The sequence below is a fragment of the Thalassococcus profundi genome, assembly GCF_003344785.1.
In the GTDB taxonomy this organism is placed as follows: Bacteria; Pseudomonadota; Alphaproteobacteria; order Rhodobacterales; family Rhodobacteraceae; genus Puniceibacterium; species Puniceibacterium profundi.
Window position 1 is genome coordinate 116,853 of sequence record NZ_QPMK01000001.1, and the last position, 18,727, is coordinate 135,579.

The 18,727-nt window shown below is 62.3% G+C and carries 14 protein-coding genes; 5 read left to right on the forward strand and 9 right to left on the reverse strand.

Going from position 1 to position 18,727, the window contains the following annotated elements; genetic code table 11:
• Window positions 1–38 precede the first annotated feature (38 nt).
• The gene (locus DU478_RS00555; RefSeq protein WP_114508986.1) at window positions 39–1,307 is read left to right on the forward strand and encodes a hypothetical protein; all 1,269 of its coding nucleotides are present in this window, start codon (window positions 39–41) and stop codon (window positions 1,305–1,307) included.
• The gene (locus DU478_RS00560) at window positions 1,304–2,062 is read left to right on the forward strand and encodes a COG3904 family protein (RefSeq protein ID WP_114508987.1); all 759 of its coding nucleotides are present in this window, start codon (window positions 1,304–1,306) and stop codon (window positions 2,060–2,062) included. Before DU478_RS00555 ends, DU478_RS00560 begins: the two co-directional genes overlap by 4 nt.
• 110 nt (window positions 2,063–2,172) lie before the next feature.
• Here DU478_RS00560 and DU478_RS00565 read toward each other — a convergent pair whose 3' ends face one another.
• The 5 genes from DU478_RS00565 to DU478_RS00585 are packed head-to-tail and all read right to left on the reverse strand — an operon-like array spanning window position 2,173 to window position 7,857.
• A complete protein-coding gene (locus DU478_RS00565) occupies window positions 2,173–3,114 on the reverse strand; it encodes an ABC transporter substrate-binding protein (protein ID WP_114509305.1) in 942 nt (313 codons plus the stop codon).
• Window positions 3,115–3,153: 39 nt separating this feature from the next.
• Entirely contained in the window at window positions 3,154–4,152 is a 999-nt protein-coding gene (locus DU478_RS00570) for an ABC transporter permease (protein ID WP_199488267.1), read from the reverse strand.
• Window positions 4,152–5,663, reverse strand: a complete 1,512-nt coding sequence (locus DU478_RS00575; RefSeq protein WP_114508988.1) for a sugar ABC transporter ATP-binding protein — start codon at window positions 5,661–5,663, stop codon at window positions 4,152–4,154. Before DU478_RS00575 ends, DU478_RS00570 begins: the two co-directional genes overlap by 1 nt.
• A complete protein-coding gene (locus DU478_RS00580) occupies window positions 5,660–6,802 on the reverse strand; it encodes a Gfo/Idh/MocA family protein (protein ID WP_114508989.1) in 1,143 nt (380 codons plus the stop codon). Before DU478_RS00580 ends, DU478_RS00575 begins: the two co-directional genes overlap by 4 nt.
• On the reverse strand, window positions 6,802–7,857 hold the full coding sequence (locus tag DU478_RS00585) for a sugar phosphate isomerase/epimerase family protein (RefSeq protein WP_114508990.1): 1,056 nt from the start codon (window positions 7,855–7,857) through the stop codon (window positions 6,802–6,804). The genes DU478_RS00580 and DU478_RS00585 overlap by 1 nt, the downstream gene beginning before the upstream one ends.
• Window positions 7,858–7,987: 130 nt before the next feature.
• Here DU478_RS00585 and DU478_RS00590 point away from each other — a divergent pair, with 130 nt between their 5' ends.
• A complete protein-coding gene (locus DU478_RS00590; protein WP_114508991.1) occupies window positions 7,988–8,977 on the forward strand; it encodes a LacI family DNA-binding transcriptional regulator in 990 nt (329 codons plus the stop codon).
• 45 nt (window positions 8,978–9,022) lie between these two features.
• Here DU478_RS00590 and DU478_RS00595 read toward each other — a convergent pair whose 3' ends face one another.
• The 4 genes from DU478_RS00595 to DU478_RS00610 all read right to left on the reverse strand — a co-directional run bounded on the left by DU478_RS00595 (window position 9,023) and on the right by DU478_RS00610 (window position 11,738).
• Window positions 9,023–9,409 (reverse strand): hypothetical protein, encoded by a 387-nt coding sequence (locus DU478_RS00595; RefSeq protein WP_114508992.1) that lies wholly within the window; start codon window positions 9,407–9,409, stop codon window positions 9,023–9,025.
• Window positions 9,384–10,571: a hypothetical protein gene (locus tag DU478_RS00600; RefSeq protein ID WP_114508993.1), complete on the reverse strand. Its 1,188-nt coding sequence runs from the start codon at window positions 10,569–10,571 to the stop codon at window positions 9,384–9,386. Before DU478_RS00600 ends, DU478_RS00595 begins: the two co-directional genes overlap by 26 nt.
• 107 nt (window positions 10,572–10,678) lie before the next feature.
• Entirely contained in the window at window positions 10,679–11,401 is a 723-nt protein-coding gene (locus DU478_RS00605; protein WP_114508994.1) for an ImmA/IrrE family metallo-endopeptidase, read from the reverse strand.
• A 10-nt stretch (window positions 11,402–11,411) separates the two neighbouring features.
• The gene (locus tag DU478_RS00610) at window positions 11,412–11,738 is read right to left on the reverse strand and encodes a helix-turn-helix domain-containing protein (protein WP_114508995.1); all 327 of its coding nucleotides are present in this window, start codon (window positions 11,736–11,738) and stop codon (window positions 11,412–11,414) included.
• 237 nt (window positions 11,739–11,975) lie between these two features.
• Between DU478_RS00610 and DU478_RS00615 the strand changes: the two genes are divergently transcribed.
• Both DU478_RS00615 and DU478_RS00620 read left to right on the forward strand, forming a co-directional pair.
• Window positions 11,976–15,545 carry a DEAD/DEAH box helicase gene (locus tag DU478_RS00615; RefSeq protein WP_114508996.1) on the forward strand — a complete coding sequence of 1,190 codons (3,570 nt, stop codon included), beginning with the start codon at window positions 11,976–11,978 and terminating at the stop codon, window positions 15,543–15,545.
• A gap of 4 nt (window positions 15,546–15,549) precedes the next feature.
• Window positions 15,550–18,714: a sacsin N-terminal ATP-binding-like domain-containing protein gene (locus DU478_RS00620; protein WP_114508997.1), complete on the forward strand. Its 3,165-nt coding sequence runs from the start codon at window positions 15,550–15,552 to the stop codon at window positions 18,712–18,714.
• Window positions 18,715–18,727: the final 13 nt, after the last annotated feature.

Below are 18,727 nucleotides of genomic sequence, written 5' to 3' on the forward strand. Positions count from 1 at the left end.
GCACCGCTTCGGACCACCTTAGGGCCGAAGGAGATCACATGGCATCTGACATGAACGGGATTCGGCATGCGCGGGAAGTCGAAGGACATCTGACGTGGCTCGACAGCTTCACCTCCGCGGCGCTCGGCGTTCTGGCCGTGGCTTCGGGCATCTACACCTACCTTGGCGTGCGGGGATTGCTGGACGAAGGCGGCGCGCTGTCGCTTTTTGCCGCGGTCGCCTACAGTGCCGCGGTGTCGACCGGCATTTTCGTCTTCTGGTCCTACCTGATGCGCCTGCTTCCGGCGATGCGCACCGCGGCAACGCGCATGTGGCTGGTCCTTTCGATGGTCTTGGGCTCTGCCGCCATCGTCGCCATGTCGTCCTGGCTGAACGCCGCGGCGCTGGCCGGGTCGGCGGCGGTGGAACAGCACCTTGCGCGTACGGTGCAGGACTACCAGGCTTCGCTGGAACGCGTGCACGAAATCGCGCTGCAGGGCCAGGCGCTGGGGCTTGACGTCGGCCGCACCCGACAGGGCTTCCAGGATCTGTCGCAACAGGAAGCGGGCGGCGAGCTGTCCGGTCTCGCCGGGCGCGGCGCGGTGTTTCGCGTGCTGACCCAGAAATCAAACGAGCTCGCGGCATTGGAAGAACTGATCGCGGCGCAGGAAGCACCCGTCGCCGCCGCCTTTGCGGAGGGCAACGCGATCCTGAGCCGAATGCGCGCGCTCACCGTCGCCCCCGGCCCGGTGACCGAGCGCGGCGTCGAATTTTCCGAAGAATCCGTGCGGCTGGCCGGTGTCATTACGCAGCTGCGGCAATTGTCGGTGGCCCCGCTGGTGGAACGCGCGGCGCAGGATCTGGCGGAATCGGTGGTGCTGCCGCGGCTTGACGCCGGGGATGCCGGCGGACAGGCGGCGCAGCAGGCGACCATCACGTCGCTTCTGGAAGTTTTGGCGCAGCGTGCCGAAACCCTCCAGGCGGCGGCGGCCGAGGTGCTGGCGCTGCCCCCGGCGGCCGAGGTGGTCTACACCCCGATCTCTACCGCGGACGCGGTGATCCGTTACGCCGGGAATTTTGCGCCCTCCTGGGCCGGGGCCATCGCCATCGACCTGCTTCCGGCGGTCCTGGTGCTGATCGTGGCGGTCGCCCAAAGCGCCATCCGTGCCGGACGCGACCCGGCAGAGGCCGAGGATTCGATGACCGTGGCGGAACTGCGCGCCGCCGTCGCCGCGCTGCGCCAAGTGGACCTGTCTGAGAAACGCGATGCAACCGCGCCTGCCGAGGCGGAAAAAGACCCGCATCCGACACCGAGAGTGGTGGAATGACGGCAGAGAGCGAGGCGCCGAAAAGCAGCCCGATCCGGGTGATGAAATGGCTGCTGGGCGCGCAGATCGTGCTGGCGGGCCTGCTGATCGCGATCGACATCGGTCCGTCGATCCCTCGGCTTCTGTCCCCATCGGGCGCCCCGGAACTGGACCAGCCGATCGGGCCCGGCGATCAGACCCGCCACTACCGCCCGAACCGTCCCGCAACGCCCGGACCCGGGGTCGATCCCGACATGCCGCGCCGGCTGATCGCGGAAACCCTCGAGGTCGACGGCGCGCCTGCGCTCCGCATCCGGGGCGCAGTGGCCGCGGGTGACGGTGACCGGATCGTGAACGAGGTGCAGCGGGTGCAGCCGGCGCGCGTCTGGCTCGACAGCCCCGGCGGCAGCGTGACCGATGCGCTCGCCATCGGCCGGGCGCTGCGCGCGGTGGAGGCCGAGACCCGGCTCGACGACGGCGCGGTCTGCTTTTCCGCCTGCCCCTACATGTTCGTCGGCGGCACCGTGCGGCGCGTGGCAGAGACGGCCCGCCTGGGCGTGCATCAGCACAGTTTCGGTGAGACGACGATCCTGCCGGCGTTCCTTGCGGTCGAGGACATCCAGCGCGGCCAGGCCGGCGTTCTCGATCACCTCGACGACATGGGCATCGACCTGCGGATCATGGGCCCGTCGATGGCGACGCCCGCCGACGAGATTTACATCCTCACGGAGGATGAACTGCGCGACTGGAACGTGGTGACAGAAGAGGCCGAGTGACGCGCCCGCTCGCCTGACGGACCCGGCGCCCGGGACGCGGGGCCTTTCAAAAGAAGCGCGCCCGACTCCGAAGGGACGCGGGCGCGCATTGTCTCAATGTATCCTGACGATCAGAACGGGCTGTCGGGATAGTAGAACTGCTCTGCGTTCTCGGGCGTGATCAGCACCGAGCCGATGGTGAAGGTGCCGGAAACAGGTGCGTTCGACACCATGCCGACCGCGGTCATTTCGATGGCGGTTGCGATCATCGACGGCGGATAGGTCACGTCGGCCGGGATCATCTCGTCGCCGTCCATGACGCGCTTGACCATTTCCTTCATGCCGGCGCCGCCGAGGACGAACTGGATATCCTCGCGACCTGCCGCCTCGATGGCCGCGAGCACGCCGACCGCCATGTCGTCGTCCGATGCCCAGACCGCGTCGATCTGGTCGTGCTTCTGCAGGAAGTCCTGCATCACGTTGAAGCTGTCATCGCGGTTCCAGTTGCCGTGCTCCATGTCGATGATGTTGATGCCCGACCCTTCGATGGCGGACTCGAACCCGTCGACGCGCTCGTTGTCGATGGTCGTCGGAATGCCGCGCAGCACGACGATGTCGCCGCCGTCCGGCATCTTCTCGACCATGTACTCGCCCGAGACGCGGCCGAAGCCCGGGTTGTCGCCCGCGACGTACAGGTCTTCGACACCCTCGACGCTGAGCCCGCGGTCGACGACCGTGACCCATGTGCCGGCCTCTGCGACGGACTGGATCGGCGGGGTCAGCGGATCGCTTTCGAAGGGCAGCACCACCAGCGCGTCAATGCCGCGGGTGGCGACCATGTCCTCGATGTCGTTGACCTGCGCGCCGGCATCCGACGCGGCCGCCAGCACGAAATCGAGCTGCGGATAGGTTTCTTCGAGCCGTTCGATGGTCTCCTGGGCGTGGAAGTTCATGCCGCCGGCCCAGCCGTGGGTCGCCGCGGGGATCGACACGCCGATGACGGTCGTGTCGTCCTGGGCCCAGGCCGCGCCGGACAGGGCCAGCATCGTGCAGCCCAGAAGTGTCGTCTTCATGTAAGACATTTGAGGTCCTCCCATTTGATCGGCCGGGCTCTAGCCCTTGGCCTTGGCTTCTCGCTGCAGAATGACCGCGAGAATGATGATGACCCCCTGGATGGCGCCGTTGAGATAGGGCGACACCAGGTCGGTCAGGTTCAGAATGTTGTCGATGAGGCTCAGGATCAGGACACCGATGACAGTGCCCCAGACGCGCCCGAACCCGCCCTTGAGAACGGTGCCGCCGATGATGACCGCGGCGATGGCCTCGAGTTCCCACAGCAGACCGGTCGAGGCCGAGGCCGACCCGAGCCGCGGCACGTACATGATGGTCGCCACACCGACCAGCAGGCCCAGCATCGCGTAGGTCAGAAGCCGCGTCCGGTTCACGTCGACGTTCGAATAATGCGCCACCGCCTCGTTCGACCCGATGGCGGCGCAATGGCGCCCGAAGCGTGCCCGGCTCATCAGCAATTCTCCGACGATGACGACGATGGCAAAGACGATGATCGGCCAGGAAATGCCGAGGATGCCTTCGAAATAGACCGGCCGGTAGAAGGTGCGCAGGCCGAAATCCAGCGACAGCGTGCCGCCGTCGGCCAGCCAGGTCACCAGGCTGCGGTAGATGCCCATGGTGCCAAGCGTGACGATGAAGGCTTCGATCCCGACGGTGGTGATGAGAAAGCCGTTCAGCAGCCCCGCGAGGATGCCCGCCACGACGGCGACAAGCATGCCCAGCAGGATGATCGGCACGCCGACCCCCATGGAGGGCAGCGCCGCGTTCATCACCAGGATCATCAGCCCGGCGATGAAAGCTGCCATGGACCCGACCGAGAGGTCGAGCCCCCCGGCGGTGATCACGAAGGTCATGCCGACGGCGATGATGCCGATGAAGGCGGACCGGGCCAGCACGTTGGTGATGTTCGCGGCCCCGAGGAAGTTCGAATTCATCATCGCCCCGATGGCGACCAGGACCACGAGCGCCACGATCGGCCCGAGGACACTCATCGAAGGCAGGCTGCGCCGCGCGCGTGTGTTTGTCGTTTCGGCAGTCATCAGGCCACCTTTTCCTTGTCGTTCGCGCCAAGACCCACCGCAAGCCGCACAATGGCGTCCTCGGTCAACTCGTCGCCTGTGAGTGTTCCGGCCACCTCGCCCGTCCGCATGACCAGCACTCGGTCGGCGAGGCCGATGACCTCCTGCATCTCGGAGGAGATCACCACGACCGCGTGGCCCTTTGCTGCCAGGTCGCGCAGGAAGGCATAGATCTGCTGCTTGGTGCCAATGTCGATACCGCGGGTGGGTTCGTCCGCGATCAGGATCGCCGGTTCGGATTGCATGATCTTGGCCAGCAGCAGCTTCTGCTGGTTGCCGCCCGAAAGATTGCCGACCGCCATGGTCCGGCGGCCCGCGCGGATGTCGAATTCGTCGATCGCCTTGTCGAGCGCACGATCCTCGGCGGCACGGTCGATCATCCAGCCTCCGAAGCGGTCCAGCGCCTGCAGGGTCAGGTTGACACGCATTGTCTTGTCGAGAAGCAGACCGCGCAGCTTGCGATCCTCTGTCAGGTAGCAAAGGCCATGGTCGAGCGCGTCGCGGGGTTTCTTGATGGTAACCTCGCGGCCCGCGATCTCGATCCGCTCGGCGCTGGCAGGCCGCAGGCCGCAAAGCCCTTCGAAGGCCTCGGTCCGCCCGGCGCCGATCAGGCCCGCGACGCCCAGGATCTCGCCCTGACGCAGCTCGAAACCCACGTTCCGGGCGTGCCCCGGCACCGTCAGCCCGCGGACGGACAACATCACCTCGCCAGGGCGGCCGACCTTGGCGGGATAGAGGTCGGACACGTCCCGCCCCACCATCGCCGTCGCCATGCCGTCTTCGGTGATCTCCGACGCGCGGTCGTCGTGGACCACCGACCCATCCCGCAGAACCGTGACGTGATCGGCAATCTCGGCCACCTCGCCCAGCTTGTGCGAGGTGAAGAGGACCGCGGTGCCCTGTGCCGTCATGCGGCGCACCTGGTCGAACAGCACCTCGGTCTCGGACCCGGTCAGCACTGCCGTGGGTTCGTCCATGATGAGCACGCGGGCGTCGCGGCTCAGTGCCTTGGCGATCTCGACCATCTGCTTGTCGGAATTCGACAGGGCCGACACCTTGGTGTCGGGATCGACGCGGCAGTTGACCCGGTCGAGATAGCCGCGCGTCAGCTCCCGCATCTTCCGCTTGTCGAGGAACGGTCCGCGCCGCAGCTCGCGCCCGAGAAAGATGTTCTGCTCGACCGTCAGCTGCTCGGCGAGGTTGAATTCCTGGTGGATCATCACGATCCCGGCTTCCTCTCCGTCATGCAGGGAGCCAAAGGTAACCTCCTCTCCTTCGAGCAGGATCCTGCCCGATGTTGCGGGCTGGTAGCCGGCGAGGATCTTCATCGTGGTGGACTTGCCCGCCCCGTTCTCGCCAATGAGCGCCAGCACCTCGCCTGCGCGCAGGTCGAGGTTCACGCCGTGCAGAACCTCGACAGGGCCAAAGCTCTTGCGGACATCGCGCAGGCAAAGGACCTGTTCGGCCGTCATATCTTGACCCAGGCGGCGTCGTCCTTTGCCGACGTGACGCAGGCGCGGATGAAGGCCATGCCTTCCAGCCCCGCCGTCAGCCCCGGCAGCTTGCCCATGAGCGTTTCGCGCGGCTCCCCGGCCTGTGCGGCGCGGATCGCCTCTGCCGCCTCGGTGTAGAGCGTGGCAAAGGCTTCGAGGTAGCCTTCGGGGTGGCCCGGCGGGATGCGGCTGACCGAGGTTCCCGCCTCGGTTGCCCCGGCCCCGTTGCGGGTGATCCGGCGCGACGGTTCGCCATGCGGCGTGTACCAGAGATAGTTGGGATCTTCCTGCGCCCATTCGAGGCCGCCGGCGCTGCCGAAGATGCGCAGGCGCAGGCCGTTCTCGCAGCCGGGCGCCACCTGGCTGCACCAGAGCATGCCGCGCGCACCGCTGTCGTAGCGCAGCATCACGTGGGCGTTGTCGTCCAATGCGCGCCCGGCCCCGAAGCTTTGCAGATCGGCGGCCAGCCGCTCTGGCACCTGCCCGGTGACGAAGGCCGCAAGGTTGTAGGCATGGGTGCCGATGTCGCCGATGGCGCCGCCCGCGCCGGACCGTTCGGGGTCAGTGCGCCATTCGGCCTGTTTCACGCCCTGGCTTTCGACGTCGTCGGTCATCCAGTCCTGCGGGTATTCCACCTGCACCACGCGCAGCGTCCCGATGGCGCCGTCCGCGACCATCGCCTGCGCCTGCCGTATCATCGGGTAGCCGGTGTAATTGTGCGTCAGGATGAACAGCGCCTTGCTGGCATGCACCGCCTTCTCCATCGCCTCGGCATCGTCGAAAGTCGCGGTGAGAGGCTTGTCGCAGATCACATGAATGCCGCGGTCGAGAAACGGCTTGGCCGCGGCGAAATGCACGTGGTTCGGGGTCACGATGCTGACCGCCTCGATGCCGTCCTCGCGGGCGGCCTCGGCCTCGGCCATCTCTTCGAACGACCCGTAGGAGCGGTCTGGATCGAGCCCCAGCGCCTCGCCGCTTTTCTTGGCCTTCTCGGGCGTGGAACTGAGCGCCCCCGCCACGAGGTCGTAATGCCCGTCGATGCGGCTGGCGATCCGGTGCACGCCGCCGATGAATGCGTCGGCGCCGCCGCCGACCATGCCCAGTCTGATCCGTTTCATCAATCCAACCCCAGCATCTTGCGGTTCGTCGCGTCGTCGATGTCGCCCCCGGCGAAATCGTCAAAGGCATGCGGCGTCACGCGGATGATGTGGTCGCGCACGAACTGCGCGCCTTCGCGGGCGCCGTCCTCGGGGTGCTTTAGCGCGCATTCCCATTCCACGACCGCCCAGCCGTCGAAGTCGATGGCCGCCAGCTTGGAGAAGATCGCGCCGAAATCGACTTGCCCGTCGCCAGGGCTGCGGAAGCGCCCGGCGCGGTTCACCCAGGGCTGGTAGCCGCCATAGACGCCCTGCCGCCCGGTCGGGTTGAACTCCGCATCCTTGACGTGGAACATCTTGATGCGCTCGGCATAGATGTCGATGTTGTCGAGGTAATCGAGGCATTGCAGCACGTAGTGCGAGGGGTCGTAGAGCATGTTGCAGCGCGCGTGCCCGTCGAGCCGGTCGAGGAACATTTCGAAGGTGACGCCGTCGTGCAGGTCCTCCATCGGGTGGATCTCGTAGCAGACATCGACACCACAATCCTCGGCGTGATCGAGGATCGGACGCCAGCGCGCGGCCAGTTCGTCGAAAGCGGTGTCGACGAGCCCCTGCGGCCGCTGTGGGAACGGGTAGACGAAGGGCCAGACCAGCCCGCCGGAAAAGGTGACATGCTGGCCGATGCCGAGCTTGTTTGACGCGGTGAGCGCCTTCTTGACCTGACCTGTGGCCCACTCCTGCCGGGCCGCGGGCTTCCCCTGAACCTCGGGCGGCGCAAAGCCGTCGACCCAGGCATCGTAGGCGGGATGCACCGCCACGAGCTGGCCCAGGATATGGGTGGAAAGGTCGGTCACCTCGACGCCGTTGTCGCGCGCGGTGCCAACCCATTCATCGCGATACGTGTCCGACGTGGCGAGCTTGTCGAGATCGACCAGTCGCGCGTCCCAGGCTGGAACCTGCACGCCCTCGTAGCCGCAATCGGCAGCCCATCGTGTGATATTGTCCCAGGAATCGAACGGTGCCTCGTCGCCGGCGAATTGCGCCAGGAACAGGCCAGGGCCCTTGATCGTCTTCATCTATCCTCCCTTTCCGAGTCGCGCGCCCCTCCAAAAAGCGCATCGACTCAGTTCTATGTAATCGATTACATCAGCCTGAGGGCTTGCAGACAAGCCCTTATCTTGCTCCTAGCGCTGCAAAGGGGAACCGATGAGCAACCGCGTCCGTATCGCAGACGTCGCCGCCGCCGCGGGCGTGTCGACGGCCACCGTCAGCCGGGCGCTGTCGTCGCCTGGCGTTGTCGGTGCGGAAACCCGGGAAAGGGTCATGGCGGCCGTTCTTGCGACGGGGTACCGGATCAACGGCGCGGCGCGCGACCTGCGGATGCAGCAGCCACGCGCGATCCTGGTTCTGGCGCCGAACCTGGCAAATACCTTTTTCAGCCGGATCATCGCAGCCATTCAGGACGTCGCGCGGCAGGCGGGACTCGCGGTGCAAATCTCGGACAGCCGCGCCGGAACCGAGGTGCTCGAGGCCATTGTCCAAAGCGGTCGGGCTGACGGGATCCTGTTGCTCGACGGGGCGCTGCCGCCGGACATGGTCCGAAACTGGACCCTGCCCGTCATGCAGCTTTGCGAGTGGAACGACGGTTACGCGCTGCCAGGACTGCGTATCGACAACAGTGCCGCAGCGCGCGTCGCCGTGGATCATCTCGCGGATCTCGGACACGGGCACATCCTGCACGTGGCCGGACCCCCGGAGAACGTTCTGAGCCACATGCGGCAAGCCGGGTTCGACGCGGCGATGTCGGCGCGACAGCTTTCGGCCGTGGTGCACGACGGCGGCTTCACCATCGCTGCCGGTGCTGCGGCCGCGCATGTCTGGGCCGATATGGCGGAAAGGCCCACCGCAGTGTTCACAGCCTCGGACGAATGCGCCTTCGGCTTCATCTCGGAATGCTACAGGCTGGGGTTTCGTGTCCCCCGCGACGTGAGCGTGATCGGGTTCGACGATGTCGATTTCGCCGGGCATTTCATCCCGCCGCTCACCACCATTCACCAGCCGCGCGCACGCCTCGGCCGGAAGGCGGCGGAACGCCTTGTCGGGGCCTTGCTGAACGGTGCGCCTCTGGGGACCGGCTACGAACTGATCCCGCCGCACCTGGTGGTGCGGGAAAGCACGGCAGCCCTGCCGCGCTGAACGCGCGGCATGCCCCTCATACGAACCTCTTGCAAGAATCGAACGTCAGCCGCTGCAGGCATGCTGGTCTGCCCCCATCGGGTGGTCCGGTTTGATTGTTAGTGCATCGTTGGCCGCTGGTCCAATGGAACGAAGCTTTCTGGCGCGGGTGGGCGATAGCCTAATGCGCTGTGCGGCCTGATCCCAATCGACGCGCTTCGGCAGCTCCGCGACCACGGTGACCGGGCCGTCCTGCAGCCGGACGGTGCCGGTGTCCTTGCCCTCCGCGCGGCGCGCCTCCTGCGCATGGTCGCCGTACTTATCAATCAGCGTCTTGCCGGCGCCGCGCATGTGCGCGAGCGCCACGGCCGAAACCCGCGCGTCGCGGGTCCCGGCGATGGACGAGAGCAGCCGGCGGGCGGCGAGATCAATCCTCGAAGAGCTGCAGGTCATCGACCAGGATCCCCCAGCGCCGCAGGTACTTCTCGCCGATCATCTGCTCGGTCGCGGTGCGATCCTTCAGATCGCAGCCATGCGGCCAGGTGATCGTCAGGGTCAGCGTCCGCCGGCGGTCTCCTCCCGGGCGCCGAGCAAGCTTCACGGCGATCTTGGCCCGCGTGACCACATACCCCTCGCTCAGGGGCGTGCGATCTCCGAACCGCTCCTCCGCCTTCGTCCAGATCGTCTCGTCGGCGCGGGCGGGCTTCTCCAGCGTCACCCTGAAATCGCTGTCGTCGATCGGCATCAGGCGCAGCTCGCGCACCTCGACGCCCTCGATCCCGTCCTCCGGATCAACCGGGAAATCGTAGGGTGTCAGCAGCACGGACAGGTCATAGCACCGCAGCGGCAGGCGGTTCTCCTTGAACTCAATGCCGAGGAGGTGCGTGACCGTCGCCTTCACGATCTCGCTTCGCGTCACCTTGTCGTTGGCGATCACCTCGATGCCGCCGGTCGCGGGCTCGTAGGTCACTGCGGCCTCGAACACGGGACGATAGGCCTGCCGGACAAGCGACCCCTTGTCGTCGAAGCGGAGCAGATCGTCGGGCCGTCCCTCGCGGTAGATCGTCACCTGCACCAGGTCGCATTCGTCGCCCTCATGGGTCGTCCTCACCCGGTCGAAGATGTCGACATGGGCATGGGCGGCGCCCGAGAACTCCTTGATCGCGGAGACGAAGGCGTGGCGGGCCGACGCGTCGCGCTGCACGACACACCCGGCATCGGTCATGTAGCCGGCCCACATCCGGCCGCGCCGGCGGTCCTCCGTGAAGCGGACTTCCTCGGCATGACGGAACCGGTCCTGCGCGTTCAGGAACATCCAGAGCGACCGCGCGTGCGGGTTCGCGAGCCCGTCGAGGAGGGCAGGATCCTCGGCCACGCTGTAGATCGCGGCCTGCCCCGGCTCGTCGGACAGGGCATGGACGCGCTCGGCATCGTTCGAGATCCGGTCGCGCTGGACGCGGGACATCTTCTCGATGGCGCCGAGAAGCGGCCCGGAGAGGTCGGCGTCCGATGCGGGCCAGTCGAATTCGGTGGGCAGGCCGATCTCCGGCCGGTCGAAGTATTCGCGCAGCGCCTCGCCGGGCGTCTTGCGAAGGAAGGCGGACAGTGCAGTCACCGGGGTCTCCTTTCTGGCGATTCCATATATCGGCTGATCTGCTAATCAGCGTATATCGGGCCGGAGTGGAGTCAATCGAAAAAATACGCACTTCCGCGGATTCGCGATCAGTGGCCGAAGAGCGAGGGCTGTCCGCGTACCGAGGTGATCAGGTTCAGCTTCAACAGCCTGATGCGGGCAGCCTCTTCGGAAACCGCGAACCGCTCCATGACCATCTGGATCAGCCGCACAGCATGCTCCGTCGAAACGTGGATATCGCCATGCAGCTCGCGCGGGCCGCAGTAGTCGGAAACGAGGCGACGGACTGGCGTGGCCGGCATCAGCAGTGCGCCGCTGATATAGCCGGCCTGCCATTCCATCCAATCGGACTGCGGGGCGTCCAGGATGTTGTCGCGCTTGGAGATCGCCTTGTTCGCATTCACGCCGCGCTCGAGCAGGTCGCCGTTGGCGAACTTCTGCGCCCAGAGAGGCCCGTGGAACTTCACGTGCCCGAACTCATGGGTGAGCGTGGTGCGGAAGCGATTCTCGCGCCGCTCGTCGGCCGCGTTGCGTTCCGAAATGGACACCTTGGGCCCCCGGTAGGGGAAGAACTCGGTGACCCCTTCCACATCGGGCCCGTATGCGGACAGGTCGGCGTAAGGGTCGAGGTCCGCGTCGTGCATCTCGATCAGCACGGTCAGGTCGTCGGTCGCCACGGGATAGTCGACCTTTCCGTGGCGCTTCACCAAAAGCTCACGGATCAGCCGCTCGCATTCGTTGTCGAGATCCCGCGCCGCGTAGAAGGGTCGCTCGGCAAAGCGGCCCGTGTTGTCACGGATCATCTTCACCATGCGAACCCCCTTACTCCTTCAACGCTTTCCTGAAATTGGCGAAGGCCTTGACGACCTTGTCTGGGGTGGAAGCGTCCGGCCGCAGATCATCCGGAAGCCGGCCTGCGAGCGCGTACAGGTAGTCCTCCGGTATGTTCAGGATGCCGGAGAACTGGCGGATCAGGTGCCCCGAGCTGGGGCTGCGTCGGTCGTGCTCGATGTCGTTGAGGTACTGCGGGGATATCGACCCACCACCTTCTTCCTTCATCACGCGCGCTGCGAGCTCCTTCTGGCTGAGACCGAGTGCCTTGCGGGCCTTCGAAATCGCCAAGCCGAAGGTCACACCGTCGGCGGACATGGCCGGTTCATCGCTTCTTCTCCCTGTCAATCCGCTTGTTCGCGGATTTTTCCGTTGATACGCTAGTTTGCGTAGGGCTTCAACGGCAGAGAGGGCGTGCTCGCATGCTGCATCGAACAGCACTGGTCTGGGATCGACAACGACGGCGCGTCTCATCGATCGGGCCCTCGACGCTCAGAGACGCCGGTTTCGCTCGCGTACCGGAAGTCGGTCGCTTTAGCTCCATCGGGCAGAAAGATGCATAACGAACTGAGACTAGCGACGTCCGATCTCGCGCGCTTCCTACAAGAGAAGCTCCCGGAGCTGTCCGAGGACTGGTGGGCAAAGCACGTTGTTGATCGCCTCAGCTTCCAACAGCAGCGTGTCATCGGCGAGAACAACATCTCTTCATTGCGAGAGTTGGATTTCGCAGCACTTCTGCGTGTCCTTGACCAGAACTGGTACGACTTATCCGGCAACTGCAATCTTCCCCGGGAAGCCCGCAACTGGGTGAAGGAGCTCCAAACCGTGCGCAACAAGTGGGCGCACGTGTCTGCGGAAGAAACCCCCGCGAGCGAGATATACCGGGATGCAGATACGCTGGGACGCCTCTTAAACCTCATTGGAGCCCATGAGGGTTCAATGAGCGCGGTCCGGGCAGTCAAGGAATCCGCGCTTGCCAGAATGACCGACAGCGCAGGCGGAACGGCTTCCGCGGCGGTGAGCGACGCGAACACCGTCACGGCCCCCACCGAAGCTACCCCAACCGAAGCGCCAATGCACCTGTTCAAAGTCGGCGACGTCGTGGCTCTGCGCTCCGACAACTCAGTCAAGCTTCCCGTGCTCGAAGTGATCATCGGCGGACCGGAACCCCGGTACTGCGTCTTCCAGGATGGAGCAAAAGCCACCTATTATGAAAGCCAGTTGCAGGCCGTAGCGGGAGATGCTGGCGAGCAACCGTCCATCTCAATAGATGAGTTTCGCGCGCGGCTTACCGCACTTCATTTGCTGTCACCATCGACGGCGAATCTGTTCTCGTTGCGCTCCGGTCGAGTGAACTTCGTCCCCTATCAGTATCGACCCGTTCTCAAGCTCATTCGCTCCGATCGGCCCCGCTTGCTGATCGCGGACGAAGTCGGCGTTGGAAAAACAATCGAAGCCGGCCTGATCCTGAAGGAGCTCCGCGCCCGCATGGATATTTCGTCCGTGCTCGTTATCTGCCCGAAGGCGCTGGTCGCTGAAAAAAAATGGCAAACTGAGCTAAAACGCTTCGACGAGAACTTTACTCATCTCGATGGTGCGCTGCTTCGGCACTGTTTGCATGAGACCGATCTCGAAGGCGAGTGGCCCGAGCAGTATGAGAAAGCCATCCTGCCCTTCTCATTGTTTGACTCGGATCTCATCTTCGGATCCGAAACGAAGAAACGGCGTAGAGATCGCGGGCTCCTGGCCCTCGACCCAGCCCCAGCATTCGACCTCGTGATTGTGGATGAGGCGCACCATATCCGCAATTCGGACACTTTTCTTCATCAGGGAGTCCGATACTTCTGCGATAACGCACGTGCCGTGTTGTTGATGACCGCAACTCCCGTGCAGCTCGGCAGCCAGGACCTCTTCACACTCCTCAATGTGCTCCGCCCAGATCTTGTGATCGACCGAAACAGCTTCGAGCAGATGGCCGAGCCAAACCGCTTTATAAATGAGGCGGTCCGGCTTTGTCGGGAAACAGGGCCCAACTGGCAACAAGAAGCAAGTGAGCAGCTTAGGCAGGCCACGGATACCGAATGGGGGCGGCTATTTCTAAGGGAAGGGCCGACGTTTCAGGGTGTCTTTGACAAGCTGCGAGACGAGGTCGAACTTCCAGATGAGGAGCGTGTCGCTCTGACCAGGAAACTGGAGGAACTGTACACGTTCAGTTCGATCATCAACCGAACACGCCGCCGGGATATCGGCGAGTTTACAAGCCGCAAGCCCCAAACGCTCACGGTCGATTTCACCGACGACCAGAAAGCGCTTCACGACGATCTTCTAGGCGTCGTCGCCCGTATTCTCGCCCGATCCCACGGTCAGCAGAACGTCAAGTTCATGATGACCACCATTCGCAGGCAGGCTGCTAGCTGCCTGTATGGGCTTGCACCAATGCTCTCCGACATCCTGAACCGTAAGCTTGATCAACTTGAGCTGATTGAAGCCGCCGATAGCGCCGACGAGGTTGACCTGAGCTTTGTCGAGGGCATCCGTCTGGAAATCGAAGATCTCATCAGCAGAGCAGAGTCACTTGATCCAACCGACCCAAAGGTCGAAGCCTTTGTTCGAACACTCACAGATAAAACACGGCTGGCGAACAACAAAGCGCTCGTGTTCAGTACGTTCCGCCACACACTCGCCTACCTCGCCCGACACACTGAGGATGCGGGACTGCGTTACGGCGTCATCCATGGAGACATCCCGGATGACGAGCGTGCCTCGCTGCGGAAGCGGTTCTCCCTGCCCAAAGAGCATCCGGATGCGCTCGACGTGCTCTTGTCGTCAGAGGTCGGTTGCGAGGGCCTAGACTTTCAGTTCTGCGATTTTCTTGTGAACTATGATCTTCCTTGGAACCCGATGCGGATCGAACAACGCATCGGCCGTATCGACCGATACGGCCAGAAGAGTGAGACCGTCAGTATCGTAAACCTTGTCACGCCTGGAACGGTCGACGCTGACATCTACGAGCGTTGCCTGATGCGAATTGGCGTGTTTCAGCACGCCGTAGGCGGGAGCGAGGAGATCCTCGGCCGGGTCACGCAGGAAATCCACGATATTGCAGAGAGCTTTGTTCTGACCGATGAAGAACGGTCCCGCAGACTTCAACAATTGGCTGACAACGGCATTCGCCGTATTCGAGAAGAGCAGGAACTCGAGGAGAAAGAGTCAGAGCTGTTCGGCCTAAATGTCCCAAAGGCGTCCTGGCGTGAGGATATCGACAATGCGGAAAACGAGTGGCTCTCGACGGACGCCATTCAGCAATGCGTCTCAACCTACCTGAAATCTCGGACAGGCTCTGACCACGAACACCTGCTCGGCGACAAGCCACTGAAGACGCTTCGCCTGAGTCAGGATGCGCGCAGCGCGTTACTAGCCGACTATAAGCTGCTCAAGCGCAGCGCGGATCCGATCTCCAAGGCGTGGGAAAAGTGGCTGAAAGGCGGGACTCCGAGCATCGCTGTCACCTTCGATCAGGAGACAGCAGCTGATGATCCGAAGGTGATGCATCTGACAGTGCTTCATCCGCTGGTACGGCAGGCCGCGCGGTTCCTTGAAACGACCGATGCGATGCAATGCACGCTCCAAGCCTCTGACCGCCTGCCAGCCGGTGTGCACCGATTCGCCCTGTACAGATGGAGGAAGTTCGGCATCAAGCCCGACGAGGAACTCGTTGCAGTGGCTGACGATCCCGTTGTCGAGGAGGCGCTAATGAAGATCCTTCACACGGCAACCGAGCCAATCGAGCCAAGCGCTGTACCATCGCGTGACCATGATGATCTCGACGCTTTGCATCACGCGAAATGGACGGCGGCCCAGGCAACACACATCGCTCAGAACCAGGAGCTGGCTGAACACAGGGTACAGAGCCTCACGGTCAGCCACCGCGCTCGGGTCCGTGCCCTGGAAGATCAGATCTCGAAGGCCACGAATGAGAAGATCCGGATCATGAAGCAGAGCGAGCTTGCTCGGGCAAACGCGGATTTTGATCGGCGCGTCACTGAACTGCGCGAGGCAGGAAATACCGGCGACATTCGGGCAGCGCCCGTGCTTTTCGGAACCGTTGTGGTGAGGGTCGGGTAAGGCGATGACGACCAGAGAGGACAAGCATCAGGCAATTGAACGGGTACGGGGAAAGCGCAAGAAGTTAGCAGATGTACTTAGGGATGAAGAGTACGCCGGCATCAGGCATATTGTAGAGGAACTCTATCCCGACAGCGCTCACTTCATTTTTGAACTTCTGCAGAACGCCGAGGACACTGGCGCCACTGAGGTCCACTTCGAGCTTAGGCGCGACGGTCTTTTATTCCAGCACAATGGCCGGCCATTCTCTGAAGAGGACATCTTCGGCATCACGAACATCGGGAAAGGCACGAAGGCAAACGACGTAGACACCATCGGACGGTTCGGTGTCGGCTTCAAGGCAGTGTTTGCATATACGGAGTCACCTAGAATTTGGTCTCCAACATATTCCTTCGAGATCAATGAACTTGTCTTGCCGTCGCTACTGAGCGATCGCAGCGATCTTCAAGGAAAGACGCGCTTCGAATTTCCGTTCAACAACCCCAAAAAGCCAAGGGAGGTCGCCTACAAGGAAGTTGAAGGCGGCCTCCGAGATCTCGCCGAAACCACTCTGCTCTTCCTCAACCATCTCCAAGCGATCTCTTGGAAAGTTGGCGACAGCGGAGGGGGCACGGTCCTTCGTATCGAACACACCGAGAACCACATCGAAGTTCTCAAGGAGACCAATGGCGAAACTACCGCCAGCTCTCACTTCTTGAGGTTCACGCAGCCCGTTGAGGGACTGACCAAGGAGACGAAGCACAAAGTCGCGACGGCCTTTGCACTCGAATTCCTTCCTGACGTGAAGGCTTTCGATTCGCACGCCCCGATCGCAAAGCAGATGAAGATTGTACCGATTCCAGGTCAGGTTGCGGTGTTCTTCCCGGCCGAGAAAGAAACGTCCGGCCTGCGGTTCCATCTTCATGCTCCATTTGTACCGGAACTAAGCCGCGCAAGCATCAAGGAAACACCTGCAAACGAACCGTTGTTCGAGCAGTTGGCAGGTCTCGCCGCGGCTTCCCTTCACGAGGTCCGCGACCATGGCTTGCTGACGTTGGATTTTCTGTCGGTCTTGCCGAACAAGCAGGATTCAATCCCTGCTCGATACAAAGCGATAAGGACGGCAATCATCGATGAAATGAACAATGAGGTACTTACGCCTACGCACGGAAAGTCTCACGCTCCCGCAAAAAGGCTTTTGCAAGCGAAGGCGTCATTGAAAAGCCTTCTCTCCGAGAAAGATCTCGAGTTTCTTGTCGAAGATGCTGATGCACCTCCCATCTGGTCAGTTGGCGCAACTCAAAAGAACTCAGAGGCGGACCGCTTTCTCGACTCACTTGAGATTCAGGAATGGGGATTGGACGAGTTCGTTGATATGCTCGCTGATCGCACCTCGCGGGGTCAGCGCTATGTGCCTCGCTCGCCATATTTCGTGAGTGGACCTGATGGCGAATTCATGGAGTGGCTTTCCTCAAAGCCGAATGATTGGCACCAGCAGCTCTATGCCCTCCTATATAGCGAGCTCGCAAGCGAGGGTGGACTTTATCAATTCACGAATTCAAAGATCGTTAGACTTTTCTCTGGTGAGTATGGAGTTGGAAAAGAGTGTTTTTTTCCAGATGAAGGTGACCAGGATGATAGCGATCTTCCGCGTGTGACTGCGGAGGTCTACACCTCTGGCAGAGGCAAGGCGCAACAACACAATGCTCGAAAATTTCTTGAAGAAATTGGTGTCCGTGTGGTCGGCGAGGCAGAGCAGGTCGAACTGATCCTCAAGAAGCGTTACACTCGTGATGCCGAAATCCCATCGGAAAAAAAATATAAAAAAGACTTTAAGCGCTTTGTTGCTCTTGTCGAAAAAGAATCTTCGACAGCGAACCTTTTCAAAGGTCACTTTGTTTTCAAGTGCGAAGACGATCAGTGGCACACGCCGAACAGTGTCTACCTCGACACTCCCTTCTTGGACACTGGGCTTCGAGCCTACTACGATGCTCAGGCTGACGAAGCTGAGGAATCCGCACTAGACAGCTTGTTCTACCAAAATATTGGTGTCCCAACGAAGAAGGTCGCGGCGTTTGCAAGAGCCATTGGCGCGATTGGCGAGCTTCAAATTTCCACCTGCCGTTGTTACCAGAACCCCGAATGGAGCTATTTGAGCCAGGTTGGTGGGGAACGTCACACCTCCCCGATTGATCGCGACTACGAAATCGAGGGCTTGGCAGATCTCCTGAAGAACCCCACGCTCGCGCTCTCAAGGCTGGTCTGGCGGACCATGGCCGCACTCCCGAACGATGGACGCCACTTGGTAGCGACCTATCGCCGAAACGCGAGTGCTGGCTCTCGACAAGCTGCGTCCTCCCTCGTCCATGTTTTGCGGTCTGCTGCTTGGGTGCCGCAGGGACAGGAATCCTTTGTACGCCCCGCGGAAGCTTCGCGGGATGCACTCCCTGAAGGCTTCCCGTTTGATCCAGGCCAGCGCTGGTTGAAGGCGGTGAAGTGGGGTGAGGACGTCGTCAAGCGATCAGAGCAGCAACGCCAGAAGGAAACCTTTGCGCGCGAATTAGGCTTCTCCGATTTGTCGACCCTGGAGAGAGCGAAGCGCTTTGCGTCTCTTCCGCCAGAGGAACAAGAGCGTTTCTTGACCGATTGGGAGCGTAACGCAGCGCACGAGCTCCCCGACCACTCTCCAGCAAATCCGGAACGTCGGGCGTCGCGGGTGGGCGAGATGGCCGCTGACGCTCCGGAACGGCGCACAGAAGAACGGACACGGAGCGTATCGGTTGGCCGCGAAGACGTCAAAGCCGAGGCAGGTCAGTACTTGTTGCAGCAGTATGTGACGGACGACGAGCTTTTCTGCCAAGTCTGCAAAAAACCAATGCCATTCAAGCTCGATGATGGTTCTGCATACTTCGAACGCGTTGAGTTTCTATCGGGTCTGAAAAAGAGACATCTCCAGAACTACCTTGCGCTGTGTCCAAACCATGCCGCCATGTTTCGACATGCCAACAGCACCAAGGACTTCATGTTGGAGATGTTCCTCGAGCTTGCGGGGAATGAGTTGGAGGTGGTTCTCGCACAAGAAAATGCGACCATCTACTTCACGAAGACACACATCGCTGACCTAAAGACGATCATCGAAGTCGATGCCAGTAGCGACGACGACTCCGATCAGGATGTTTTGGCATCGTGAGTTTCGACCGCTC